The sequence below is a fragment of the Bradyrhizobium huanghuaihaiense genome, from assembly GCF_007830635.1.
GTDB lineage: Bacteria > Pseudomonadota > Alphaproteobacteria > Rhizobiales > Xanthobacteraceae > Bradyrhizobium > Bradyrhizobium huanghuaihaiense.
Genome location: NZ_VLLA01000006.1, coordinates 234,015 through 259,453 on the forward strand (window position 1 = coordinate 234,015; position 25,439 = coordinate 259,453).

Consider the following 25,439-nt stretch of genomic DNA (forward strand, 5'->3'; position numbering starts at 1 on the left):
CCCGCAGGGAGGCCCCTATGACCTTGCAGATGTGTGAAGAGGCCGCCATGGCCGCAATTGCCCTTCAGGCCTCGCGTCGCCGCCCCGACACCAGGCTAGCGACAGCGCTGAGGCCGCTCGATCCGGATGTCGTCAGTGCCGCCATCCCCGCGTTCTTCATTGGGCGCAACCGCGCCGGCCTCTGGGTGGCACGCGAAGCGAATGGACGAATCGGCGGCCTGTTCCTGTTCAAGAGCTCGGCGGTGGATTTCGCCAAGCAGCAGAGCGCGCCGGTGCGCTGCGCCCTGGTATTCCCTGTCGAGACCTTCGAGCTCGACATCGAGAACCGCGGCAATCCGCTGATCGTGCTGGCGGAGGCAGCCAAGCGACTGCTCGCGCGCATGGTCGCAAGGCTGAAGACATGATCGAGCTCAAGATCGCCATCCTGGTTACGCTGATGGGTGCATTGCTGCTCGGCATGCGCGTCGGTGCAACGCTCGCCCCGGACAAGTAGCGTGCAGCTCCTGAAGGGAAATCTCGAGCACGCCGTCACCACGACCATCCTGACCATGACGCTGAGCCTGGTCTGGGGCGCGGTCCTGACGATCGTGATCACGCTTGTGGCCCGTGGGCTCGGCGTCTAGCGCCCCGTCTCAGTCTCGATCAGCCGTGCCAGTTCTGCCGCGGTGACCTCGATCGGCCGGCCGCTGCGCTCGACGCGGGCCTGGATCAACGCGCCCTGGAGCGCCGACGTGCAAAGCACGGCAAGCGATTCCGCCCGCGGCCTTGCGAACCCATCCGCAATCAGCCTGTCGCGCAGCAGTGCGATCCGTGCCGCATAGGCCTTGCGGCCGGCCTCCGCGACCGCACGCTCGCGCGGCGCCAGCTCGAGCAGCACGGTCGTGATCGGGCAGCCGTTGCGGAAGCCGGAGCCCCGCATCCATCCCGCCAGCAGCCGTGCATGGGCACGCAAAAGCTCGGCGGTCGAACCGCACTCCTCCGCGAGGCCTGCGACGGTCGCCGCCACGCGGCGGCCTGCCTCCTCCACCGCCGCCACCGCGATCGAGGATTTTCCATCCGGAAAGTAGTGATAGAGCGAGCCCTTCGGCGCGCCGCTGACGTCGACGATGTCGTTGAGGCCGGTGCGGGAATATCCCTGGCGGCGGAATAGCGTCACCGCGGCATTGATGACGGGTTGGCGGTGCTTTGGCACGGCCGGCATGGTGCTCTCCCTCCGGTCAGAAATTATATTGATTGGTCTACATCAGCCTCCGACAGTCAAGACATGACCAACGACAGGAGAAGCAGATGCCAAAGACAGTGACCTACGAGCTGAACGACGGCGTGGCGCGGATCGGGCTCGACGACGGCAAGGTCAATGTGATGTCGGCCGCGATGCTGGGTGAGATCGGCGCCGCCTTCGACCGGGCCGAGGAGGAAGCCGAGATCGTGGTGTTGCGCTCGGCCCGGCCGGGCATTTTTTCCGCGGGCTTCGACCTGAAAGTGTTCGCCTCAGGCGAGGCCGCCAAGAGCCTCGAAATGGTCCGCGCCGGCGCGGAGCTTGCGCTGCGGCTGATGGCATTTCCGCATCCGACCATCGGCGTGATGGAGGGCCATGCCTATCCGATGGGGACCTTCCTGCTGCTCGCCTGCGACGTCAGGCTCGGCGCGCAGGGGCCGCACCGCATGGGACTGAACGAGGTCGCGATCGGCATCGCACCGCCGAGCTTCGCCATCGAGCTCGCACGGAGCCGCCTGCATCCGGCCTGGCTCAGCCGCACTGCGACGCTGGGCGAGATGTACGAGCCCGACGATGCGCTCACGGCAGGCTTCCTGGATCGCGTGGTTGCGCCGGAGGCCGTCGACGACGCCCTCGGGGAAATCGTCGCGGCCTTGCGCGCGATCCACAAACCGTCGCACGCGACCGCAAAGAAGCGCCTGCGCCAGGGGGCCATGGATGCCATGCGGGCGGCGATCGACCGTGAATTGACCATGGCTGCCTATGAGGCAAGCAACCGGGCGCGCAGCGCGGTCGCGATGCCGGCCTGAGGCCCCGTATCCCGCGGAAAAAGGCTTGGCCTAAAAGTACTTGCCGATCTGGCGCAATTTCACGGAACCGTGTAGAGCGGTTTCATGAGCACAAGCAGCGTCAACGTCGTCGCCCACCCCCTGGTCCAGCACAAGCTCTCCCTGATGCGGGAGAAGGACCGCTCGACCAAGAGCTTTCGGGAGATCCTGAACGAGATCGGGATGCTGCTCGGCTACGAGGTGACGCGCGACCTGCCGCTGGAGCTGGTCGAGATCGAGACGCCGATCGCGGCGATGCAAGCGCCGAAGATCGCCGGCAAGAAGCTCACGCTGGCGCCGATACTGCGCGCCGGCGTCGGCTTCCTCGACGGCATGCTGGCGCTGATGCCCTCGGCGCGCATCGCCCATATCGGGCTCTACCGCGATCCCGAAACATTGCAGGCCGTGGAATATTACTTCAAGGCGCCGCAGGACCTGTCCGACCGCACCGTGATCCTGATGGATCCGATGCTGGCGACCGGCAACTCGGCCTGCGCCGGCGCGTCCCTTCTCAAGGATCGCGGCGCCCGCGACATCCGCTTCGTCTGCCTTTTGGCCGCGCCCGAGGGCATCGCCCGGTTCCAGAGCGAACACCCCGACGTGCCGGTCTGGACGGCTGCGATCGACGAGCGCCTGAACGACCACGGCTATATCGTGCCTGGCCTGGGCGATGCCGGCGACCGGATGTTCGGCACCAAGTAGACAGGTTTGCGCGATCGGGTTACTCCGGTTGCCATGAGCACCGACGACTTTTCGCTGCAATCGCTGGTCCGGGCTGAGGCGGCCGCCGATTCCGCCTTCGTGTTCGATGGCGTGCCGGTCTCACGCGCGGAATTCCAGGGGAAGATCGAGCAGACGGCGGCCTGGCTTGCAGCCCAAGGCATCGGCAAGGGCGACGTCGTCGCGGTCTGGCTGGTCAACCGGATCGAATGGATCGCGCTGCTGTCCGCCGCCGCCCGCCTCGGCGCCGTCGTCGCTGCCGTCAACACGCGCTACCGCAGCGCAGAAGTCGCGCATCTGCTCAAGGTGTCCGGCGCCAGGCTGATGGTGGTCGAGGCCGCATTCCGGTCGATCGATTTCGCCGCCATTCTCGCCGATGTCGCCAAGGCCGAGGTGCCCGCGCTGCAGAAGCTTGCAGTGGTTGGCGCGGATGCGATCCCGACGCACTGGCCCTGCGTGCGGTTCGATGCGTTCGACAAACCCTATCCGTCAGCACCACCCGCCAAGGACAATATCGGCCTGCCCGTACTGCTCTACACGACGTCGGGTACGACCAAGGGACCAAAACTCGTTGCGCATTCGCAGCGAACTCTGGCGAGCCACGCCGCCTCCGTCGCCAAGGCGCTCAAGCTCGATCCGGAGCGTCATTCGCTACTGGCGATGCTGCCGTTCTGTGGCACATTCGGCATGACGAGTATGCTCGGCTTCATCGCGGCGGGCGCGACCGTCCATGTACTCGACGCCTTCGAGGCCGCGCCGGCTCTCAAAATCCTCACCGAGCAAAAGATCACCCACTCATTCGGCTCCGACGAGATGTTCCGCCGCATTCTCGCCCTCACCGGTGCGCCACGGCCATTTCCGCATCTCGAAGTCTGCGGCTTCGCTGCGTTCCAGCCCGGCTGGCGCGAGCTTGCTGCGGAGGCCGAGACGCGCGGCCTCCCGCTGTTCGGCCTCTACGGCTCGAGCGAGGTGCAGGCGCTGTTCTCGATAGCCCTTGCCAGCGACGCCTTCGCCGATCGCATCGAGGGCGGCGGCTGGCCGATGTCGGCGGAGGCGAAGGTGCGCATTCGGGACACCGAGACCGGCGAGCTCGCGGCCCAAGGCGTCTCAGGCGCGATCGAGATCAGCGCGCCCTCGTGCTTCCTCGGCTATTTCAATAATCCAGACGCGACGCGCGAAGCGATCACCGCCGACGGCTTCTTCCTCACCGGCGACATCGGCCGGCTGCGCGGCGACGGTGCCTTCGTTTACGAAACCCGCGCCGGCGACGCGATGCGGCTCGGCGGCTTTCTCGTTGCGCCCGGCGAGATCGAGGACGAGCTCAAGTCCTGCCCGGGTGTTGCCGATGCCCAGGTCGTCGCGGTCGACCTGAAAGGCCAGGCGCGCTGCGTCGCCTTCGTGATCCCGGCGAAGGAGCCACCGCAGCAAGAGGCGCTGACAACCCGACTGCGGGAGCGTCTTGCTAGCTATAAGGTGCCCGCACGGATCTACGTGGTCGACGCCTTCCCCGTCACCGACAGCGCCAATGGCGTCAAGATCCAGCGCGCCAGGCTTCGCAGCATGGCCATGGAACGGATCGCCGCGGAATAGCGTCCGGCGAGGAGCATCCACACAACGCGTTGTCATGCCCCGCGAAAGCGGGGCAGCCAGTATTCCAGAGACGGTGGTGATAGGACCGACAGGCCGCGGCGTACTGGATTCCCCGCCTTCGCGGGGAATGACACTGGGTACGTTGAGCCTATTTCAGGTAGCTCGCGAGGTTCAGACTCAGGATCTTGCCGAGCGCCGAATAGGATGCCGTGAGCTGGGTCTGGTAGGTCGACAGCTGCGCCGTGACGGCGGCAACGTCGACGCTGGTCAGGTCATTCGACAACGTCTCGGCATAGCTCTTGTAGTCGGCCTGGCGGGCGCTCGCGGTCTCGATCGAGGATGCCGAACTCGACAGCTTTGCCTGCACGGCGGCGGTGTCGTCGAGCGCCGTGCTGGCGAGGTCGAGCGCGCTGGTGATGTCCGAAGAAGACAGCGTGGTGCTGTTGGCGACGAACTTCAGCACGCGCATCACCTCCTCGAACGCCGAATTGTCGGCGGTGACGCCGTAGGACACGGTCTCATCGGCCGCGACCCGCACCGACGCAATCTCGCTGTCGCCGTTATAGTAGCTGGTATCCGCCGTGGTCGTCGAGCCGGCGCCGGACGAGAAGCTGGTGAGATCGACCGGCGCCGTCTCCGTCTTGCCGCCGGCGAAGACGTACTGGCCGTCATATTGCGTATTCATCAGCGAGCCCATCTGCTGCAGCATCTGCTGGGCGGAGCTGATCACTGAATTGACCTCGGTCGAGCTTCCCGTCGACGCCGCGCTGAGCTGGGAACGGAGCTGGGTGAGGATGTCGGTAACCGAGCCGACCGCCGAATACATCACCTGGACCTTGCTGTCGGCGAGCGTCGCCGCGTCGATATAGGATTGCGCGCGCGTCACCGAGACCTGGAGATTGACGACGTGCTGCGCATCGGAGCCGTAGCCGCCGAAATCGGTCGAGACGACGCCCGAGGATTCCTGGATCTGCTTGTTGGCCATGACCGACTCCACGCGCATCGCGTCGGCGATCATCCGGTTCGACTGAGCGAAGGTGGCCACCCGCATCGCGACCATGCGCGCGCCCTCTTACGTCGACTGCACGGCGGTGAGCAGCGCCGAGTACATGGAGTTGATGGCCTGGATCAGCGCCGACGCCGCCGAATATTTGTTCTGCAGCGTGCTCAGATTGGCCGATTCTTCGTCGAGATTGACGCCGGACTGCGACGACAGCGAATTCGCATAGGTCGACTGCGCCGTCTCCTTGGCGGTGTAATCGGTGGACGCCTGCGAGGCCTTGCTCGCGACATCGGACACGATGGCCGAAGCGTAGTCGGCAAGCGATCCCGTGGTGGCGGCAAGGCCGCCGGTCGACGCGAAGGTCCGCGAGTCCGTCAGGGCATCATAGAAGGCGTTGATCACGGTGGCGGAGCCCGATGACAGCACGTTGCTGCCGACGGTCAGGGTCGACGACGAATCCAGCGTTGCGAGCTGCAGCTCGTTGGTCCCGGACAGGATCTTGCTGTTGACCGCGATGTCCGACGCGCTCGTTCCCGTGACAAGGTCGTTGAGACCGAAATACTCGGAAAATCCCTCGCCGGAGCTCCCGACCGAGCTCGTCATCTCGTTGATGGCGACGCCATTGCCTGAGCCGGTCGCCGTGATCGAGAGATGGCCGTCCGCATCGACCGACGCCGACAATCCGGAGATGCCGTTGATGGCGGTGACGAGATCGCCGACCGTGGCATAGGACGACAGGTCGAGATCGCTGTAGGAGACCAGATTGCCGCTCTGGTCGGTGACGGCGAGGCGCACCGTGCCGGTGGCCGACAGCGCCGTGCTGCTGGTGACGGACGTCGTGCCGGTCAGGCTCGTCGGCGCCGGTACTGAAGAGGCGCTGTTCGAGACGCTGTTCATCGCGGAGGCAAGCTGCTGCGCGAGCTGATCGAGCTGGGACTGCGCATCCGGCAGCGTGTCGTCGCGGAGCGTGATCAGCGCGCCGATGTCCCCGCCCGTGATCTGGGAGGTGATGTCGACGCCGTTCACCGTGATCGCACTGAAGCCGCTCGACGACGAGCCGGCCGTGTAGGTCGTCGCCGCCGTCACATTGGCGGCGGCCGTATAGCTGATCGTGTGCGCGGACGAGTCGACCAGCGCCTGGCCTGACGTCGTATAGATCTGGAGATCGCCGTTCGACGCCGTGAAATAGCTGATGTTCATCTTGGAGGCGAGGTCCTGCAGCGCGGTGCTGCGCTGGTCCTCCAGGTCCGCCGTCGACTGACCCGCCGCGGCGGTCTGCTTGATCTGGGCATTCAGATCCGCGATCTGCTGCAGGTCCGTGTTGACGTCGTCGATCGAGGACGCGATGTCCTGGTCGGCGTCGGAGCGCAGCTTCTGGATGCCGCTCGAGGTCTCCCGCAACTGGCTTGCGACGTCGTCGAGCGCGCTGACGACGTTGGACTGCAATGAGGCGCTGCTCGGCGTGCTCGCCAGCGACGACAGCGCCGATTCCAAAGCGGCGATGCTGTTGGCAAGCGACGTCCCGGACGAGGAATCGTCGCTGCTGCTGATCGAGCCGTAGAGTTTCTGGAGCGACGTCAGATAGGTGTTGGTGGTGTCGGCCGAGCCGAGAGCGGAATCCGCGCCGACCAGCGACTTCAACAGCAGCTTGTCGACCGTCGAGGTGATGCCGATCACCGTGACGCCGGTGCCGACGCCGTTGGTGACGCTGCTCGACTGGTTTGCGGACTTCCTGGTATAGCCCGTGGTGTCGGCGTTCGAGATATTCGACGACGTCACGCTGATCTGCACGGACGTCGCCGACAGCCCGCTGAAAGCGATCGATCGTGCGATATCGAGTGACACGGCGGCCCCCTCGACCCGTCAGGCGCTGCGGCTGGTGCCGCTGGAGACCGCCCGGGCTGCGGCGACGCGGCCGGACGCGCCATAGGGCGACACCGCCGCGATCTGCTCGCGGATCGCCTGCATGACGGCCTCGATCCGGCGGTTGCTGGCTTCGATCGCCGCGCGCAGCCGCACCAGATTCTCGTCCATCGCCACACGCAGCTTCAGGATCTTGTCCATCAGCTGCTCGCGCAGGATGCGGTCGCGCACGTGCAGGCTGGTCGTGCCCACCGCGCATTCGGCAACGATCCGCTCGAACGTCTCCGCCAGCCGGTTCTTCTCGTCGACCTGTTTCAGGCGCGAGGCCGGGAGCCCCTTTGCGAGCTCGGCATTCTCCTCGGCGACAAGCGCGGTCAGCGTGTCGATCAGTGTGATCAGCGACTTGATCCTGACGTCGCCATTGGCGGCGTTCGTCGTCTTGGCTTGAGCTACACTCATGGTCATCGCCTTCTAGTTATGCCGGTTGCCGCGCTGGACCTGCGAGTTGCGCAGATAAGCGCCGATTGCAGTCGCCCTGACGGTTGCCTGCCTCATCTCGCCCTCGATCTCCGCGCATTCCCGCAGGAGACCGCGGCGTGTCGTCTCGACGTCGTCGAGCAGAGCAAGGAGCTGCTTGCGGTCACGCCCCTTGAGGGTCGCGGCCCGCGCCAGGAGCCGCTGCATCCGGCGCAACAGCGCTTCGCCGGCCGCGTCTGCCTTTTCACCGGGCATCGCTCACCTCATCGCCGAGATCAGGGTGTCGTACATCTTGTTGACGGTGGAGATGACCTGGGACGCGGCGGAATAGGCCTGCTGCGCCGAGATCATGCTCGAGAACTGGCTGGAGGTATCGGTGGTCGAGGATTCCAGCTCGCTGCCGTAGATCGTGCCCGCGCCGTTCTCGCCGGAGGCCTGCAGCGAGGCGTTGCCCGACGTCACGGTCGCCGAATAGAGCCCGTCGCTGGAAGCGGCAAGCCCGTTGGGATCGGCAAACGTCGCCACCGCGATCTTGTAGATCGCGATGGTCTCGCCATTGGAATAGGTGGCGTCGACCACGCCGTTCTTGCCGATCGAGATGCTCGACAGCTTGCCATAGGACAGACCGTCCGAATCGATGCTGGTGACGTTGACCGAGGGCGTGGTCTCGCCGGACGCGTATTGCGTCAAGCCGTCCGTGCCGCCGACCGTGCCGAGGTCCATGGTGATGGTGCTGTCGGTCGCGCCATCGGTCCAACCTGTGATCGAGACGGTCGCCGGGTCCGGACTGGTGCTGGCCAGCGAGCCATCGCTGTTGAAGGTGATGTCGATCGTGCCCGAGGCGGTGCCCGTCGCGGTCGTGGTGTCCGACGACGATGTCGGATTGGCGAAGCTCGCGCTCCAGGCGTTGGTGCCGGTCTTGGTCCAGGTGATCTGCATCGTATTTGCGGCACCGAGAGAGTCATACACCGTCATCGAGCTGGTATAGGTGTCGCCGGTGGCGGCATCCGACGGCAGATTGGCCGCGATCGTTGTCTTGGTGGTCGCGCTGCCGCTGGTCGAGGCGACCTGGGTGTTGATGGCCTCGAGATTGCTCGCCGATTCGCTGCCGACGACATTGCCGTCCGCGTCGGTGCGCCAACCCTCGAGGTAGCTGCCGTTGTTCTCGAGATAGCCGGCATTGTTGATCGTAAAGGCGCCGTTGCGGGTGTAGGACGTGATGCCGCCGGACGTGGCGCTGGTCACCACGAAGAAGCCCGAGCCCTGGATCGCGACGTCGGTGGCGTTTGAGGTCGCGGCCAGCAGGCCCTGCTGGGTGATGTTGGAGCGTCCCGAGACGGTGACGCCGCCCGAGGCATAGGAGGTGGTGTTGCTCGAAGCCGTCACCAGCGCGTCAAACATCGCCGACGTCGTCTTGTAACCGGTCGTATCGGAGTTGGCGATGTTGTCGCTGATCATCGACAAGGACTGGCTCTGCGCGCTGAGCGCCGAGATCGCCGAGGACAATGCACCGGTGAGACTCATGATGAAACTCCGAGAAAAGCAGGCGGTGAGATCAGGACGTGACGCCGAGGATGTTGGCGGCGCTGACGGCGACGCCGTTCACCGTGAGCGAGGGCGTGGACGTCGAAGTGTCGATGCCGGTCACCGTGCCGGTGACGGTCGTGTAATTGAGGACCGAGTTGCCGGCGCTGTCAGTCGCCGTCACCGAGATGGTGTACTTGCCGCCGTCCGAGAGCTGGTTGCCGCTGGAGTCCTTGCCGTCCCAGGTGAAGGTGTTCGAACCCGAGTTTCCCGTGCCGGTGCTGGTGTAGACGACGTTGCCGGACGAATCCGAGATGCTGATCGAGACGTTCGAAGCGGCCGAGGACAGCGAATAGCCGAACGTCGCTGAGCCGTTGCTGAGGATCGACGTATCGGTCTTCGCCTCAACGGTGTGGCCGATATAGTTCACCGAGTTGAGCGTCACGAGGCTCGAGAACGAGCTCGCGAGCGAGGACATGTTGGAGTTGATCGACTGCTGCTGGGTGAAATTGGCGTAGGAGGTGAGCTGATTGATGAAATCGGTGGTCGAGGTCGCGTTCAGCGGATCCTGGTTCTGGAGCTCGCTGACCAGCAGGCTGAGGAAATCGCTGGAGGTGAGCGACGAACTCGACGACGTGCTCGATGACGACGACGTCGTGGCGGTCGAAGTCGTCGCAGAACTTACGGCGGAAACGGTCATCAGAAACTCCGACTTTCCTGCGCTGCTTGCGACCGGATGCCGGCCGGCTGCGCTTGAAATCTGTGTGCTGATGAAACGCGTGGGCGCGCGGATTCAGGCGAGGATTCGCGTGTGTGGAAATGGTTTTCGATGCGGCAAAATCTGCCGCATGCGAATTACAAGCGCAATGAGGTTGGGATCGATTGTTGCGGCAGCCACGCGGCGCATGTCAGAGATACGCGCTTCCCTCCTCCTCGTCATTGCGAGCGCAGCGAAGCAATCCAGCGTCCCTCCGTGGAAATATTCTGGATTGCTTCGCTGCGCTCGCAATGACGGTGTGGATGGAGCGTCGAGCGTATCAACCGCAAGGACTCGCGCAGAGTCCCCCTCACCCGCTTCGCATCTTCGATGCGAAGCGACCTCTCCCCGCAAGCGGAGAGAGGCGAAGCAAGAAACGAGTTCTGGTCGAGAGAAGCCGCTCAGCTCTCCGCCGTCTCGCCTTCCGTGCGCGGCTCGGCGGTGTCGCCTTTCATTTTCGCGGCGGCGGCGACGATGCGGTCGGCGAGGCCCTTGGGCGCGCGGACCGGGGGCGCTGCGAGCGCCTGGCGCAACGCGCGCGCTTCGTCCAGCACGGCCTGCGCGGCGGGAGATTGCGCCAGCAGTGCTTCGGCGGGCAAACGCCGGTCGTCGGGCCAGAGGGAGAGATCCTCGCCCAGCCGATCGATCAGTTCCTCAAACTCGGTGACGTCCATCGCCCGCCGGTCCCGCCTCGGTCAGGCCCGTCATAAAGCATTGCAGGCGCGGCGGAAACCGGATTTCGGCGGCTTCAGGCGTCAAAAGCGGCCGCAGCACTACGGAAAGCGGTGGAAACGGCCGACCGTCCGCGACCTGCCTCCCCACCTCGCGGAGGAGCAGGCGTCTTCAGCCCCTGCGAGCCGAATCGGCTGGGCCCGGCTTGCCGTTCCGCACGGTCCCGTCGACGAACTCCCAGGCCTCCCGCAGCTCGGTCAGCCCGGCGATGATGCGGCCGAAATTTTGGCGGGCGTGCGGACGGCCATAGGCCTTGAGGCTCGCCAGGATCATCGCGTTGTAGGTCTGGAACAGTCGCTCCGCCACGTCACCGCCCCTCGTGAAATCGAGGTTGTGGCTGAGCCCGCGCAGGATCGCGGTCGCCCTCATCAGGTAGTCGTGTCCCTCCTCGAAGCGCTTAGCCTCCTGGGCGGCCAGCGATTTCTGCAGAAACGTGATCGTGCCGCCAAGCAGCATCGCGACCGCCTTGAGCGGCGGCACGGTCGTTGCCGTTCCCCGATAGGCCTGGTTGGCCATGTACGCCATCGGATTATGCATCATCAATCACTCGAGCTGGAATTGAGCAGGGCCTTGAGATAATCGAGCGTGCTGTTGGCACTCTCGATCGCGGCCTGGTACTTCGCGTATTGCGTCTGAAGCTGCGACTGCAGCGTCGAGGCCGCGCTGTTGATGTCGTCGACCTTCTGCTGAAGCTCGTCGTCGCGGTTCGTCAGGCTGGTGATCTGCGTTTGCAGCGCGCCGGATGACGACGAATAGTTCTTCGCGACCTGATAGATCTGCGATGCGATCCCGGTGGTCGAGGTCACCGTGATCGACTGCGAGGTCGAGCCGCTATAGGTGAAGGCCATGCCGGCATAGATCGAGCCGGCGGCGCCGATGATCGTGGTGCCGCTCACCGTGAACAGCGAGGAATCGCCCCCGACCGAGGCCGAGGTGAGATTGCCGTCGGAATCGACGGTGAGATCCAGGGTGAAGGATTGCGGCGAGGTCCCGGTGTTGACGACGCTGAGCTGGCTCGACGACGTCGTGGTCTGCGCCGACAGCAGCTTGGTCACGCCGCTCAGATTGGTGCTCAAGATCTCCGACAGCGTCGAGGTGTCGAGCTCGAGCTCGTTCTTCTCGTTGAAGGACAGGCCGAGATCGGCCATGGTCATGTCGCCCACGGTGCTGTTCAGGGCATTCTGGAGCGCATCCATGATGTTGCGCATCGTGCCGTCGCCGAACAGCACCGCGCTCGAGTCCGCCGTGCCGTCGGTCGCGGTCGCCTGTTGGGCGATGACCTCGTCGCGAAAGGCATTGTAGTTGGTGACGAACGTCTGCAGCGCCGATTCGATCTGGCTGGTGTCGGTCTCGATGCTGATGTTCAGCGAAGTTCCGTCCGGCGTCGCCTGGAGCAGGCTGAAGGTGACCCCGCTCAGGACGTCGGAGATGTCGTTGGTGTCGCGGGTCATCGAGATGCCGTCGAGCGTGAATTCGGCCGACTGCGCCTCCTGGATGACGTTGGTGAAGGTTCCTGAGCTGTCGGTTACGCCGAGCTCGTTCATGATGTCGTCGCCGGACGCGCTGGAATAGGTGATATCGGCGGCATCCTCGGTGCCGGTCAGCACCATCTGGTACGACGTGCTGGAGACCTGCACGATGGACGCCTGGACGTTGGTCGTCGAGGTCTGGGCATTGATGGCGTCGACGACGTCCTGCAGCGACATCGTGCTGGTGATGGTGATGTCGGACGTAGCACCGCCCGAAAGGCCGATCGAAAACGTGCCGGAATAGCCGAGCTCGTCGGTCTGGCTCGATTGCGCGGTGCCGGACACCTTGTGCGCGGTCGCGAGCTGACTGATCGTCAGCGTGTGGTCGCCGACCGCAGCCCCGTTCTTGATCGTCATGGAGAGCGCCGAAGAGGCGCTGACATCGCCGGTCGAGCTGATGCTCGCCGCGCGCGTCGCGAACGCGCTGGTGGAGAGCGAGTTGACCACCGCGGTCGAAAGCGACGACAGGCCCGAATACAGCGTCTGCAGATCGGTCTGCAGCGTCTGATAGGCCGAGATCTTGGCCTCGTTGCTCGTGATCGTGGTCGAGATCGTGTCCGCCTGCGCGGTCTTCGCGTCGACGGCGGACTGGATCAGCGCGGACCAGTCGATGCTGCTCGAATTGGTCGTCCCGCTCGTGGTGACGGTGACGCCGGAACTTGTGCTGCTGCTGGTCGAGCTGACGCTGGTCACTTTGCCTGACTATCCCCTGGCAGGGAGCGGGCCGGCGTCACGCCGGCCCGCTCGGATCATCATCAGCCCAGCAGCTTGAGCAGGTACTGCGGCATCTGGTTCGCCGCGGCGAGAGCGGAGACGGCGGCCTGGGTCTTCACTTCCGCCGAAGACAGCTTGGACTGCTCGGCCGCGATGTCGACGTCCTTGATCGCCGAATTCGCGGACTGCAGGTTCTGGGTCTGGGTCGAGATCGAGTCGGCGCTGAAGTTGAAGCGCGATTCCTGGGCGCCGATGCTGGCGCGGGCCGCGGAAACCGTGTCGATCGCCGTGTCGAGCGTGGTCAGCGCCGAGGTCGCATCCGACAGCGTGCTGACGTCCAGCGAGGAGACGCCGAGCGAGGATGCGGTGAGGCTGGTGAGCGTGATGGTGATGGTGTCCGAGCCGGACGAGCCGACCAGCACCGAGACGCCCGAGGCGAACACGCTGGAGCCGTCGAGCAGGCTCTGGCTGGAATAACGCGTGCCGGAGGCGATCGAATCGATTTCGCTCGTGAGCTGCGTGAATTCCGAGTTGATGTAGGCACGGCTGGAATCGGTCGTGGTGCCCGACGCGGACTCGGAGGCCAGCGACTTCATGCGGGCCAGAATGTCGGAGATGTTCGAGGCGCCGCCGTCCGCGGTCTGCAGGATCGCGGTCGCCTGCGAGGCGTTGGTCGCGGCCTGCTGCAGGGTGGTGACGTCCGAGGAGATGCGGGTCGAGATCGCAAGGCCGGCAGCGTCGTCGGACGCGGAGGTGATGCGCGAGCCGCTCGACAGTTTCGAGAGCGAGCTGGTTTCCTGCGAGGAGTTGATGTTGAGGTACCGGACCGCGGCGTTGGCGGCTGTATTGGTATTGATTGCGGGCATTGGAAGCTCCTGTGCTGATGGGCAAGCGTGCCGCATCGTTGAAATCGACTTACGACGACGCGGACCGCAGCCCCGTCCGTTCGCTCAAACGGCGGAGCGCAGAGAGATCAGGCGCGAAAATTCCTGCGAGGCGAATTTTATGGTTAGCAATCGGTAAACGCGGTGCGGATGTCGCGTTCGTGCTTGCGCAGCAGTTGGCGGAGCTGCTGACGTCCACGCTTGAGCAGCGACTCCACCGCGGCGACCGTGGTGTCCATCACCTGGGCGATCTCGCCGTTGCTCATGTTCTCGTGGTAGGAGAAGATCACCGCGATGCGCTGCTGCTCGGGCAGGCGCTGCATCGCGAGCTCCAGCATGTCGTTCAGCTCGTTGCGCTCGATGATCTCGACGGCGTCGGGCTGACCGTCGGCGACTTCCGGCACCGTCTCGACATTCTCGTTGCGCGGCTTGCGCTTGATGTCGATGCAGCGATTGGAGATGACGCGGTAGAGCCAGGTCGAGAACTTGGCGCGGCCGTGCTGCCAGCGACCACGATGGCTCCAGACCTTGAGCATGGTGTCCTGCACTACGTCTTCGGCATCCGCCGCGTTGCCGACGATGCGGAGGGCAATCGCATAGGCGCGATCGATGTGACGCTCGACCAGCATGCGGAACGCCGCCTCGTCGTCGGCAGCGAGCCTGTCCAGCAGTTCGCTGTCTTCATCGAAGACGACATCGTCGGCAGCGGGCACGCTGTCCGGCGCGAGCGGCACCGACGGCGCGACCTGCACGATCGCATCGACCGGCGCCGTCGTCGTGATCTCGGCCTCGGCGGGAGCCCAGACATCAGCAGCGTAACTCATCCCGCAACCTCCAACCCGCAATGCCGGAGGCGCACATGCCACACGGCTTCCAGGCGTTGAACGGGCCACCAAAACAATCCAGGCGAAGAATTTTTGTTATTTTTCAAGATGTTAGCTGGTCGTTTTTGCCGAGTGTCGGGCAATAATTGCCGACTGCGCGATCATCTCGCGCATCAAACCTGCAATCATCACATCGTCTCGCGCCATGGCGGATCATCCATCCTGAACAGATGTCGTGGAGAGAAAACGCAGACATTACGCGGCACTAGGCGATCGAACGCGACACGCGCACAGCGCATGAAGATGCGATTGTTTCCGAGTGTGAATGAACGCGAGACGACTTCCGCACTCGGCAATTTTTTCCGAATCACCTTTTTCGAACCTAGCGATTTTTTTGAATCTGTCAGTCGCGGCGAATGCGTTTTTGAATCGCGCGTGAACTTTTTTGCGCGTGTAGCGCCTGACTCGTCAAATGCGCACGTTAATCGACATGTTGGACGGGGAATTGCCGCATGACGATCGCAACGACCGGCGCAGCGCGCCGCGCCGAAATTGTTTCTGCTTGGTCGTTCGATGTTTTCGATACATTTCTGGTTCGCGCCTGCACGACGCCAGATGGTGTATTTGAAAGGACTTACGAGCTCTCGGGCATTTCAAGAACTTGTCCGAATATTTCCGTCAGTTTCGTTCAGCATCGCATCCAGGCCGAAGGGCGCGCACGCAGGGCCGCGAAGGACAAGCGCGGCGCGGTCGAAGTTCACATCGAGGACATCTATTCGTTCTTTCCGTTCAATCTGTTCGGTCTCACGCGCCGCGATCTGAGCGACCTCGTCGAATCGGAGTTCGCGGCCGAGATCGAGCTCTGTCGCGTCAATCCAGACATGCTTCGGCAATATTCGGACATGAAACGCGCCGGCCATCGCGTCGGATTCATCTCCGATACCTATTGGGATTCCGAGCGGCTGGCACGGCTGCTGCGGGCCTGCCGGCCCGACCTGGTGTGGGACTTTCTCTACGCCTCCTGCGATCATGGCAGCGGCAAGAGCGAAGCGCTGTTCGCCACATATCTCTCCGAGCAGGGCATCGATGCCGGCTCCTCCTTTCACGTCGGCGACAATGAAAAGGCCGATATCAAGGGCGCGAAGCGCCACGGCATTCGCCCGCGCTACTATCCGCAGGCGAGCGCGCAGCTGGCCTCGACGTTCCAGCGCGAGACGGCACTGTTCGGGCTGCTGTGCGCGGGTTCGCCATCGCGACTCGATCACGGCGCGCGCACGTTGCGGCGCATGGTCGCCGCGCGGAGCGCCGAGAAGTCTGCGGCGTTCAACCTCGGGCTGACCGTGCTCGGTCCGGTGATGGCCGCGTTCGACGCCTTCGTGACGCGGCGCTGCGAAGAAGCAGCCGGCGCCGGCCGGAAGGTTGCCCTCGGCTTTCTCGGCCGCGACGGTTTTCTGTCGCACCGGGTCTGGCAGAACCTGCACGGCGAGACGGCGGCCTATGTCGAGATCAGTCGCCGCGTCAGCCTGATCGCCTCGGCCGATACGATGCAGCCGCTGGTCGATCTCCTCAGCAAGGTGTTCAAGATCGACGCGCCGACCTTTGGCGACATGGTGAAGATCATGCCGCCAAAGGTCGCGACCTTCTTTGCCGGCTTTCCTGGCGGCATCGTCTCCGGCGACGCGCTCGCCGAGGCGCTTCCCGAACTGATGGACCCGGCTGAAATCGTCGAGCTCGCCGCAGGCTTGCGCGCCCGGCTGCTGGCTTATCTGCGCCATGCCATCCCCGGGTTCGACGACTGTACCGACCTCGTCCTCGCCGATGTCGGCTATTCCGGCAGCGTGCAGAAGGCGCTGCGCCGCGTCTTCGACCTGGAAGGCATCGATATCCGCCTCCACGGCGCCTATCTGATGTCGCTGGACGACACCTTCGACGACATAGCCGAGCAGGACAGCGCGGCAGGCTTCGTCTCCGACCTGGTGGTCACGCCCCATGTCAAGCGCATGCTGATCCGCAACGTCGCGCTGCTGGAGCAGGCCTGCTGCTCCGCCGACGGCTCGGTGCGGGACTACGACGGCGGCGCAGTGTTGCGTGAGATCAATCCACGTCCTGCGGAGCAACTGGCGTTGGCCGCGGAGATCCAGGCCGGCGCGCTCGCCTTTGCGGCGAGCGCGGACGACGTCGCGCGCGACTATGGCCTTGCTCCCTATGCTGCGCCCGATGTCGCCGCGCGCTGGTGCGCGGCGACGCTGGCGCGGCTTCTGCTGCTGCCTGACCATGACGAGCTGGCGCTGCTCGGCACATTGAAGCACGATGTCAATCTCGGCACCCACGCGCTCGCGCCGTTGCGCGACGAACGATTCGTGCGCGACCAGATCACCGCCCGTGGGCTCTCGGCTGCCTGCACCGCCGCCGCGCCGCCGATGTGGCTCGCCGGCAGTTTTGCCGGCCTGTCACCCTCCCACAGCTATCTCTATGTGCTGTTCGGCGCCAACCGTCTGCCCGCCGACGTCTTTGAGGAACGGCCCTGCGGCCCCGTTCAGGTTGGACTGTTCCGTGCCGGCGGCGATGCGACGCTGGAGCCTATCACCGTTTATCGCAATGGCCTCGGCGAGCTGCGCCTGCGTATTCCCCTGTCGCGGACCATGGCGGTCGCCACGATCGCCCTGCCGCTGGCGAAATTCGCCCCTGAGGGTCTCATTCATGGCGTGACCGTGCAGCAGGGCGATGACGTTCGCGACGCCGCCGAGAGCCAGGACGTCACCGGCCTTGCCGATGACAGCCTGATCTTCGCCGGTCTGCAGCGGACCGGCAGCCATTATCGCGCTGAAACCGACAACGGCTGCCTGCTGATCCCGGTGGCGCCGATGACGCAGGAGATCGCGATCTATTCCGTCGCGATCACCCCGCTCGGCGCCGGCCCCAAATAATGCGCCTGATCGCGCCGCCCCGGACGTTGAAGTCCAAGGCTGGCGCGAGGGGGCACGGAATTGACGGACGGGACGCTTGAAAACCTTGATCGGCTGCTGCAATCCGGCGGTGTCAGGCTCGGCCCGATCCAGCGCGACCGCCTGGGCTGGCTGGTCGGGCAATATGGTGCGCCAACGCTCGATGGTTTCAGCGAGGGCCGGCGGAACGGCGTCATCATCCTCAAGGAGCCTCTGAGCGGGGCGGCCGCCGAGTTGCTCTACCGCTCGCTCACCCCCGGCTGCGCCGTCGTCATTCCCAGAAGCGAGAATCCCGGCTTCGATTTCCTCAAGTCCAAGCTGACCGAATTCGGCACCGTCGGCCCGTGCGGCGCGGACGGCCCTCACGAGATGTGGTGGGGCGGCATCGGCTGGTCGAAATTCCTCACCTCAGCCAACGCGTCCCCGGTCCGCCCGCGGATCGTCTCCTGCCATCGGCGCGGGGGCGATGCGACTGCGGCCTTCGCGCTCCGGCACTCGCTCGAGCGCTTTGATCTCACCTGCCATATCGAGCCGATCGATACCCAGCTCGGCGACCGCATCCTCTGCTTCGAGAAGGCGGAGTTCATGATGCGGATGTGGAACAAGTATCGCGAGCCGCTGCTGTTCGTCGAGGCCGGCGCGGTGTTGCGCGAGGCGCCGCTGCTGCCGTCCTTCCTCGGCTGCGACGTCGCGCTCCACAAATGGAATCGCTGGGAGATGTCGGCGCGCACGCTCTATCTTGGCCGCACCGAGGCCGCCGAAATGCTGCTGCGCGCCTGGCAGCAGCTCGCCGCGTCCTATCCTGCGATCTGGGAGGGCTATCTGCTCGACCAGGCCTGGAGCCTGACCTCGTCACAGCTGCCGCTCGATACGGTGTGGCTCCCCCGCTCCTATCATTCACTGAAAGGTGACCTCGGCGCGATGCGCGCCACGATCCTGCATGACCAGCAGACCACGACACTGGAGCTCGGTCCCGATCCCGGCTTTGCCGGCATCGCGCGCACGGCCCGTCGTGCCGGCCGCACCGGCCCCCGCGATGCCTTCATCGTGATGACGTCGAAAGCCGAGACCAGCAACGGCATCGCCGTGATCCTGCGCGACGTCTCGGCCAGCGACGCGGGCGCGGTGGCTGCAACCGTGGAAGCCGTGACCGGTGCCTATGCCGCCGATTGCGGCGGCTACGGCCGGCTGGAGCTGTCGCTCTGCGCCTGGCAGGACGATGTCGGCGCCGCGCGCGAAGCCGCGGCCCTCGCGCGCTACCGCATCCTGGAGATCGCGCCGGGACAGCGCATCGCCAACGATTTCTTCGCCGCCCACGCTGCCGACCAAGCGGTCATGACCGCCCGCCATCTCTTCCCCTGAGGGATATCAGACGATGCTCAAGACCATCATCCTGCTCACCGATACCGTGCAACAGCAGCAGCCGCTGGCCAATCTGCTGCGCGAGCACAATCGCGATCTCGCTTTCTGCTCGGCGCTGCGCGCGTCTGACCTCAGCGCCGTCGATCCGGACGTGCTGAGCGAGGCGAGGCTGGTGTCCTTTGCCGCCGACGTCGCTGTCCCCGAGAAATTCCTGCTCCGGCTCGGCTATGGCGCCTACAAGTTCTACGCCGCGCCGACGCAATATCCGGGTTTGCCGCCGGCGCCCGACGACAGCGACGAGGATCCGCGCTGCTATTCGGTGATCGCGCAGTCGATGACGATCTGGCCGGACTTCAAGAAGGTCGTCGGCCTGGAGACGGTGACGATCCCTGACGGCACCGTCCCTGCCGAGCGCGAGCGGCTGGTGTTCTCCCGCCTTGCGCACCTGTTCTGGCAGATGTCGGGCATGATCGCCGGCGAGACGACGGATATTCCTGCAATCATCGGGGCCGGCGAGAACCAGCGCCCGACGCTTGCGATGATGAACTGAGCTAGCCGGAGGGCCGGCGAAGTTGCGCCGACAGAGCATCGCGGTGCTCCGGCGCGGCAATCGCGATCATGCGGCGCGCCCGCTCGGCAAGGCCGCAGCCGCGCAGCTCCGCAACGCCCCATTCGGTGACGACGGCATCGACATCGGCGCGGGGCGTCGTCACGGTCTCGACATTGGCGACGATCCGGCTGGACCCGTCCGACGCCGTGGCCGGCAGCGCGATGATCGCCCTGCCCCCGGGTGACGCATTGGCGCCGCGCACGAAATCGAGCTGCCCGCCGATCGCGCCGACGTGAACGCCATTCAGCGTCTCGGAATTGACGCTGCCGTCGAGCCCGACCTGAAGCGCCGAGTTGATCGCGACCAGCCGGTTGATCCGCGCCGGCACGCCCTGGCCGTGCGTGTATGACGTCGGCCGCACCGCCACCGCCTTGTTCTCATGCGCGAAGCGATAGAGCCGCTGAGTCCCTATCACCTGGTTGGTGACGGTGATCCCGGCATCGATGCCCTTCTCCGCATTCGTCACCGCGCCGCGCTCGATCAGATCGACGACCGCGTCGTTGATCAGGCCGGAATGGATGCCGAGATTGCGTGCGTGCGAGAGCGAGGAAAGTATCGCGTCTGGGATGCGGCCGACGCCGAACTGGAGTGTGCTGCCGTCGCCGATCAGGCTCGCGGCATGGGATGCGATCTGCCGAGAGACGTCGTCGAGCGGCGTCGAAGCCAGTTCGACCGGCGGACGGCGGGCGGCGACGCGCATATGGATCGGCACATCTTCCGGCCATTCCGCACCGAACGTGAAGGGCGCATCCGGATTGATCTCGGCGATGACGAGGCGTGCGCCGCGCGCGGCATCGATGACATAGTCGTTGGAGAGGCTGGCGCTGAGCCTTCCCTTTGCCTCCGCAAGCTGCACCAGGACGACATCGGCCCTGTGGCGACGCGCGGCGAAGTCGGCGCAGAAGGCGCTGTAGTTGCTCGGGATCACATCGAGCCGTCCGGACCTGGCAAGCCGACGCGCATTGCCGATCACGCCATAGCTCTGGAACGACACATTCGCGCATGCCGCCGAAAACGTCTCCGAGAACACCGGCCCGATCATCATGCGAAACGGCGGAAGCTGCGCAGCCTGCGTCATCAGCGCCTCGGTCAGGGTGACCGGCTCCGCCGTCGCCTGCCCGCACACCACGAGATCGCCGTTTCGGATCAAACCGGAAAAATCGATCGGCGAGGCGTGCCCGGACATTGCCGCCTCAGCCCATCGGGGTGAGGCGCGCGGAGGCATCGCCGAGCAGCGTGCGCAGCTCCGTCTTCACGATCTTGCCATAGCTGTTCTTCGGCAACTCGGCGGTGAGGTAATAATGCTTCGGCCGCTTGAAGCGCGCGATCCAGGCATTGCACATCCGGTCGAGTTCATCTCGCGTTACCGCCCTGCCCGCGGCGGGAACAACGACCGCCACGACCTCCTCGCCCCATTCCGGATGCGGCCGACCGATCACCGAGACTTCGGCGACGGCTTCGTGCCGCAGCAAGACCTCCTCGACCTCGCGCGGATAGATGTTGGTGCCGCCGGAGATGATGACGTCCTTGGAGCGGTCCTTCAGCGTCAGGAAGCCGTCGGCATCGAAGGCGCCCATGTCGCCTGTATAGAGCCAGCCGTCGCGCAGCGTGCTCGCGGTCGCGTCCGGATTCTGCCAGTAGCCGGACATCACGGTATCGCCGCGCACGATGATCTCGCCGATCTCGTCAGGCGCAACGTCCTGCCCCGCTTCGTCCACGGTACGCACCTGCACCACGCCTTGCGCGATGCCGACCGAGGCGAGACGCGCTTCGTAGCGCGGATGGCCGGCGTCGACATGCATGCTCTTCGGCAAATACGTGATTGTCATCGGCGTCTCGCCTTGACCGTAGATCTGCGCGAGCTTCGGTCCGAACACGGCAAGCGCGGCCTTGCAATCAGCCACGTACATCGGGCCGCCGCCATAGATAATGGTCTTCAATCCGGGCGCAGTCGCACCCGCAGCTCCCGCCGCGACCGTCAGGCGCCGCACCATGGTCGGCGCGGCGAAGAAGGAGATGTTCTCGCGCTTCGTCGTCAGCTCGAGAATTTCGTCCGACTCGAAGCGGCCGCTCTCCGGAACAATCTGCGCACCCATGCCGAGCACGTGCGGCACCATGTAGAGGCCCGAGCCGTGCGACATCGGCGCGGCATGCAAGAGCGCCTCGCCTGGGACAACGGGATTGATCTCCGCCAGATAGTTCAGCGACATCGCAAGCAAGTTGCGATGGCTCAGGACCGCGCCCTTGGGCCGGCCGGTGGTGCCGCTGGTGTAGAAGATCCAGGCGGGATCGGTGATGGCGACATCGGCGATGGCGATGCCATCGGCCTTCTCCATACCGCGATGTTCGGCCGATCCGATCTCGATCACGCGCGGCTTGGCCGGGCCGAGTGCCAGCGCTTCCGACACGACGCTCGCCATGTCCTCGGTCACGAACATGACCGCAGCGCCGGAGTTGTCGAGAATGAAGGCGACCTCGCGCGGATGAAGCTTTGCGTTGATGGGAACGGCGACGAGACCGGCGTGCCAGCAGGCATAGAGGCAGGCGACATAGTCGGGCACGTTCTTCATCAGCAGCGCGACGCGGTCGCCCTTGCCGAGGCCAAAGCGCTGCTGCAGTGATGCGGCCAGCGAGGCCACGGTCGCGGCGAGCCGGCCGTAGTCCGCGACCGGCGTAAGTCCCTTGAGCAAGGCTGGCGCGGACGCGTCAGCCCTGGCAGCACGCAGGAGATGGTGAGCGAGGTTCATGGCGATCCTCCCCGAGCCCCCAGCCTAGTACGACTTCGCGAGCCCGAGCACCTTTTCCGCAATGAAACTGAGCGCGAGCTGCGGGCTGACCGGCGCGATGCGTGGGATCAGCACTTCGCGCAAATAGCGCTCGACGTGGAATTCCTTGGCGTACCCAAAGCCGCCATGGGTCATAACCGCCTGCTCGCAGGCGTGATACCCGGCTTCGCCTGCGAAATATTTCGCGGCATTCGCGCCGGCCCCGCAGGGCAAGCCCTTGTCATACTGCCAGGCCGCCTGCATCACCATCAGCCAGGCCGCCTCGAGCTCGACCCAGTTCACCGCGAGCGGATGCTGGATGCCCTGGTTCTTGCCGATCGGGCGGTTGAAGACGACGCGCGTCTTAGCATATTCGGTCGCGCGCGCCAGCGCGAGTTTTCCCAAACCGACCGCCTCGGCCGCGATGAGAATCCGCTCCGGATTCATCCCTTCAAGGATGTACTGAAAGCCTTTGCCCTCCTCGCCGATGCGGTCCTCCATCGGGATCTCAAAATCCTCGAAGAACAGCTCGTTGGAATCGACGATCTCGCGCCCCATCTTCTCGATCTCGTGGACCTTGATCCTGTTGCGGTCGAAATCGGTGTAGAACAGGCTGAGGCCATGGGTCGGCGAGCGCACCTCCTCCAGCGGCGTGGTGCGCGCCAGCAGCAGGATCTTGTGCGCGACCTGCGCGGTCGAGATCCAGACCTTCTGGCCGTTGACGATGTAGCGGTCGTTCTTGGCGACCGCGCGGGTCTTCAGTTGCGTGGTATTGAGGCCGGTGTTGGGCTCGGTGACGGCGAAGCACGCCTTCTCGCGGCCCTCGACCATCGGCGGCAGCATGCGGTTGCGCTGCTCCTCGGTGCCGAACACGACGACGGGATTGAGCCCGAACACGTTGATGTGCACTGCGGAGGCGCCGGACATGCCGGCGCCGGATTCCGCGATGGTGCGCATCATGATCGCGGCTTCGGTGATGCCGAGCCCCGAGCCGCCATATTCCTCCGGCACGCAGATGCCGAGCCAGCCGGCGTCGGCCAGCGCCTTGTGGAAGTCATGCGGGAAGCCGCCGTCGTGGTCTTTCTTCAGCCAGTAGGCATCGGGAAAGCCTTCGCAGATCTTGGCGATGGCGTCGCGAATGGCTTCCTGCTGATCGGTGAGCGCGAAATCCATGGTCTTGATCTCCTTCTTGGGAGCCGGGCTCCGATCCTAGCGCCCCATCTGCGAGGGCAGCCAGAGGATGATAGACGGAAACGCCACCAGGATCGCGATCGCGATCAGGTGCGCGATGAAATGCGGGAAGGTGCCGTGGAAGACCTCGGCCACCGGCCGCTTGGCGTAGCGGGCGACGATGAAGCAGTTCAGCCCGACTGGCGGCGTGATCATGCCGACCTCGGCGGTGACGATCTTGATCACGCCGAACCAGATCGGGTCGAAGCCGAGCGTCTTGATCAGCGGCAGCACGATCGGCACGGTCAGAACCAGGATCGCGATCTGGTCCATGAAGGAGCCGAGCACGATATAGCCGCACAGGATCAGGGTGATGATCACCCAGCGCGAGGCCGGCAGCGAGCCGATCCAGGCGACGAGGTCCTGCGTCACATGGGTGAGCGTGAAGAAATAGCCGAAGATCGAGGCACCGACGAGGATCATGATGATCATGCAGGTGCCGTGGCAGGCGCGCAGCAGCGTCCTGTAGAGCGATGACGGCGTGATCTTGCCCTTGACGATCGCGAGCAGGAAGGCGCCGAACGCGCCGAAGGCGGAAGCTTCCGTCGGCGTGGCGACGCCGAGATAGATCGTGCCTGTGACGATCGAGAACAGCACCACCATCGGCGAGACCTGCCACAGCAGCGCGAATTTCTCGCGCCACGGCACCGATTTCGCGGCTGGCGCGCGCGAGGGATCCTGCCAGACCAGGAAGTAGATCGTGGCCATGATGGTGATGGTGACGAGGATCGCGGGGATGATGCCGCTGATGAGCAGCTTGCCGATGTTCACTTCGGCCAGCAGGCCGAAGATGACGAGCGCGACGCTGGTGGGCAGCAGCATCGACAGCGTGCCCGAGATCGCGACGACACCCGCGGCCATCTTCGGCTCGTAGCCCTGGCGGATCATCGCGGGCAGGCTGGTCGAGGACAGCGTCGCGGCGGAGGCGGTCGAGGTGCCGCAGATCGCACCGAAGCCGGCGCCGGCGAGCGCGGTCGCCATGCCGAGGCCACCGGGAATGCGGCCGACCCAGGCCGAGGCGGTCTTGAACAGATCATCCGCGACGCCCGACAGCAGCACGAGATCCGCCATCAACAGGAACATCGGGATGGTGATCAGCTCGTAGGACGAGACGGTCGAGAGCGGCGCGGTCTGCAATATGCCGAACAGCGTGGACCATCCGCCGACCATGACGAGGCCGACCGAGCCGGAAAAGGCCATGGCGAAGCCGACGGGCGTGCCGAGCGCGAGCAGGCCGAACAGCAGGGCGAGAACGATGAAAGGTGTCATGGAGGCCTGCCGTTACTCGAAGCTTCGTGCTTCGCCGACGCCGGTCACCGGCGGCAGCGGATAGAGATCACGGCCGCTGACGAGGCTCAGCACATTGCCGACGAGCTGAAGCGCCAGCCGCAGCACCAGCACGCCACAGCCGAACGGCACCAGCGCCGCCGAGATCCAGGTCGGCCAGGCGATCGCGCCGGCCAGCACGTCGTGCTGCTCGTAGTTCTCCAGCGCACGCTCGAAGCCGACCTTGCAGATCAGGACGAACACGAACAGGCCAGCGAGTGCGGTGACGATCTCGGACAGCCGCCGTCCCGCCGGCGAGAACTTCGACAGGAGAATATCGACACCGACATGCGCGTGCTCGCGCAGACCGTCCGACAGCGTAAAGAAGAACACGCCGGCCAGGAGGTAGAGGCCGATCAGATCATAGGTGAAGGCGAACGGACTGTTCAGCACATAGCGCATGAACACGTCGGTCACGACAAGCAGCATGATCACGAACAGGAACACCACCGCGATCACCGTCAGCGCGCGCTCCAGCGCGCCGAGCACATCTCCTGCCCGCTTGATCACCTCTGGCGCCTCCTTCTCTCTGTCGTTT

The 25,439-nt window shown here is 65.0% G+C and carries 25 protein-coding genes; 8 read left to right on the forward strand and 17 right to left on the reverse strand.

Annotated features, from left to right (window positions below):
* Positions 1-17: 17 nt before the first annotated feature.
* Together IQ16_RS15630 and IQ16_RS47290 are read left to right on the forward strand one after the other, a co-directional pair.
* A complete protein-coding gene (locus tag IQ16_RS15630) occupies positions 18-404 on the forward strand; it encodes a hypothetical protein (RefSeq protein WP_018641125.1) in 387 nt (128 codons plus the stop codon).
* 90 nt (positions 405-494) lie between these two features.
* The gene (locus IQ16_RS47290; RefSeq protein ID WP_018641127.1) at positions 495-623 is read left to right on the forward strand and encodes a hypothetical protein; all 129 of its coding nucleotides are present in this window, start codon (positions 495-497) and stop codon (positions 621-623) included.
* Here the strand turns inward: IQ16_RS47290 and IQ16_RS15635 are convergent.
* Positions 620-1,201 (reverse strand): TetR/AcrR family transcriptional regulator, encoded by a 582-nt coding sequence (locus IQ16_RS15635; protein ID WP_018641128.1) that lies wholly within the window; start codon positions 1,199-1,201, stop codon positions 620-622. The two genes, IQ16_RS47290 and IQ16_RS15635, sit on opposite strands and share 4 nt — an antisense overlap.
* 86 nt (positions 1,202-1,287) lie before the next feature.
* On the opposite strand from IQ16_RS15635, the gene IQ16_RS15640 reads away from it, so the two are divergent.
* The 3 genes from IQ16_RS15640 (at position 1,288) to IQ16_RS15650 (ending at position 4,356) form a co-directional block, all read left to right on the forward strand.
* Positions 1,288-2,028 carry a crotonase/enoyl-CoA hydratase family protein gene (locus tag IQ16_RS15640; RefSeq protein ID WP_018641129.1) on the forward strand — a complete coding sequence of 247 codons (741 nt, stop codon included), beginning with the start codon at positions 1,288-1,290 and terminating at the stop codon, positions 2,026-2,028.
* A gap of 84 nt (positions 2,029-2,112) precedes the next feature.
* Positions 2,113-2,748 (forward strand): uracil phosphoribosyltransferase, encoded by a 636-nt coding sequence (upp, locus tag IQ16_RS15645; protein WP_018641130.1) that lies wholly within the window; start codon positions 2,113-2,115, stop codon positions 2,746-2,748.
* A gap of 33 nt (positions 2,749-2,781) precedes the next feature.
* Positions 2,782-4,356: an AMP-binding protein gene (locus tag IQ16_RS15650; protein WP_018641131.1), complete on the forward strand. Its 1,575-nt coding sequence runs from the start codon at positions 2,782-2,784 to the stop codon at positions 4,354-4,356.
* 148 nt (positions 4,357-4,504) lie between these two features.
* On the opposite strand, the gene IQ16_RS15655 is transcribed toward IQ16_RS15650, so the two are convergent.
* From IQ16_RS15655 to IQ16_RS15705, 11 genes are all read right to left on the reverse strand, one after another.
* The gene (locus IQ16_RS15655) at positions 4,505-5,416 is read right to left on the reverse strand and encodes a flagellin (RefSeq protein ID WP_018641132.1); all 912 of its coding nucleotides are present in this window, start codon (positions 5,414-5,416) and stop codon (positions 4,505-4,507) included.
* Between the two features lie 12 nt (positions 5,417-5,428).
* Positions 5,429-7,204, reverse strand: a complete 1,776-nt coding sequence (gene flgK, locus IQ16_RS15660; RefSeq protein WP_018641133.1) for a flagellar hook-associated protein FlgK — start codon at positions 7,202-7,204, stop codon at positions 5,429-5,431.
* 18 nt (positions 7,205-7,222) lie between these two features.
* Positions 7,223-7,681, reverse strand: a complete 459-nt coding sequence (locus IQ16_RS15665; RefSeq protein ID WP_035665909.1) for a hypothetical protein — start codon at positions 7,679-7,681, stop codon at positions 7,223-7,225.
* Positions 7,682-7,693: 12 nt separating this feature from the next.
* Positions 7,694-7,954: a hypothetical protein gene (locus IQ16_RS15670; RefSeq protein WP_018641135.1), complete on the reverse strand. Its 261-nt coding sequence runs from the start codon at positions 7,952-7,954 to the stop codon at positions 7,694-7,696.
* 3 nt (positions 7,955-7,957) lie between these two features.
* The gene (gene flgE / locus IQ16_RS15675) at positions 7,958-9,223 is read right to left on the reverse strand and encodes a flagellar hook protein FlgE (protein ID WP_018641136.1); all 1,266 of its coding nucleotides are present in this window, start codon (positions 9,221-9,223) and stop codon (positions 7,958-7,960) included.
* A 31-nt stretch (positions 9,224-9,254) separates the two neighbouring features.
* Complete coding sequence (locus IQ16_RS15680; RefSeq protein ID WP_018641137.1) at positions 9,255-9,923, reverse strand: flagellar hook assembly protein FlgD; 669 nt, start codon at positions 9,921-9,923, stop codon at positions 9,255-9,257.
* Positions 9,924-10,381: 458 nt separating this feature from the next.
* Entirely contained in the window at positions 10,382-10,654 is a 273-nt protein-coding gene (locus tag IQ16_RS15685; protein ID WP_018641138.1) for a hypothetical protein, read from the reverse strand.
* A gap of 169 nt (positions 10,655-10,823) precedes the next feature.
* Positions 10,824-11,252, reverse strand: a complete 429-nt coding sequence (locus IQ16_RS15690) for a flagellar export chaperone FliS (protein ID WP_026311717.1) — start codon at positions 11,250-11,252, stop codon at positions 10,824-10,826.
* Positions 11,252-12,934, reverse strand: coding sequence for a flagellar filament capping protein FliD (gene fliD, locus IQ16_RS15695; protein ID WP_018641140.1), 1,683 nt, complete (start codon positions 12,932-12,934; stop codon positions 11,252-11,254). The genes IQ16_RS15690 and fliD overlap by 1 nt, the downstream gene beginning before the upstream one ends.
* A gap of 62 nt (positions 12,935-12,996) precedes the next feature.
* Positions 12,997-13,821, reverse strand: a complete 825-nt coding sequence (locus IQ16_RS15700) for a flagellin (RefSeq protein WP_018641141.1) — start codon at positions 13,819-13,821, stop codon at positions 12,997-12,999.
* Between the two features lie 143 nt (positions 13,822-13,964).
* Complete coding sequence (locus IQ16_RS15705) at positions 13,965-14,663, reverse strand: RNA polymerase sigma factor (RefSeq protein ID WP_018641142.1); 699 nt, start codon at positions 14,661-14,663, stop codon at positions 13,965-13,967.
* Positions 14,664-15,175: 512 nt separating this feature from the next.
* Here IQ16_RS15705 and IQ16_RS15715 point away from each other — a divergent pair.
* Genes IQ16_RS15715 through IQ16_RS15725 form a run of 3 tightly spaced genes read left to right on the forward strand, consistent with a single transcriptional unit; the run spans position 15,176 to position 19,520 of the window.
* The gene (locus tag IQ16_RS15715; protein ID WP_145831587.1) at positions 15,176-17,590 is read left to right on the forward strand and encodes a hypothetical protein; all 2,415 of its coding nucleotides are present in this window, start codon (positions 15,176-15,178) and stop codon (positions 17,588-17,590) included.
* Between the two features lie 60 nt (positions 17,591-17,650).
* Positions 17,651-18,970 carry a hypothetical protein gene (locus tag IQ16_RS15720; protein WP_018641144.1) on the forward strand — a complete coding sequence of 440 codons (1,320 nt, stop codon included), beginning with the start codon at positions 17,651-17,653 and terminating at the stop codon, positions 18,968-18,970.
* A 13-nt stretch (positions 18,971-18,983) separates the two neighbouring features.
* Positions 18,984-19,520: a hypothetical protein gene (locus tag IQ16_RS15725; protein ID WP_018641145.1), complete on the forward strand. Its 537-nt coding sequence runs from the start codon at positions 18,984-18,986 to the stop codon at positions 19,518-19,520.
* Between the two features lies 1 nt (position 19,521).
* On the opposite strand, the gene IQ16_RS15730 is transcribed toward IQ16_RS15725, so the two are convergent.
* The 5 genes from IQ16_RS15730 to IQ16_RS15750 are packed head-to-tail and all read right to left on the reverse strand — an operon-like array spanning position 19,522 to position 25,411.
* A complete protein-coding gene (locus IQ16_RS15730; RefSeq protein WP_018641146.1) occupies positions 19,522-20,766 on the reverse strand; it encodes an acetyl-CoA hydrolase/transferase family protein in 1,245 nt (414 codons plus the stop codon).
* A gap of 7 nt (positions 20,767-20,773) precedes the next feature.
* Positions 20,774-22,327 (reverse strand): AMP-binding protein, encoded by a 1,554-nt coding sequence (locus tag IQ16_RS15735; protein WP_018641147.1) that lies wholly within the window; start codon positions 22,325-22,327, stop codon positions 20,774-20,776.
* A gap of 24 nt (positions 22,328-22,351) precedes the next feature.
* Positions 22,352-23,518, reverse strand: coding sequence for an acyl-CoA dehydrogenase family protein (locus IQ16_RS15740; protein ID WP_018641148.1), 1,167 nt, complete (start codon positions 23,516-23,518; stop codon positions 22,352-22,354).
* 36 nt (positions 23,519-23,554) lie between these two features.
* A complete protein-coding gene (locus IQ16_RS15745) occupies positions 23,555-24,844 on the reverse strand; it encodes a TRAP transporter large permease (protein ID WP_018641149.1) in 1,290 nt (429 codons plus the stop codon).
* A gap of 12 nt (positions 24,845-24,856) precedes the next feature.
* Positions 24,857-25,411, reverse strand: coding sequence for a TRAP transporter small permease (locus IQ16_RS15750; RefSeq protein ID WP_018641150.1), 555 nt, complete (start codon positions 25,409-25,411; stop codon positions 24,857-24,859).
* Positions 25,412-25,439 lie beyond the last annotated feature (28 nt).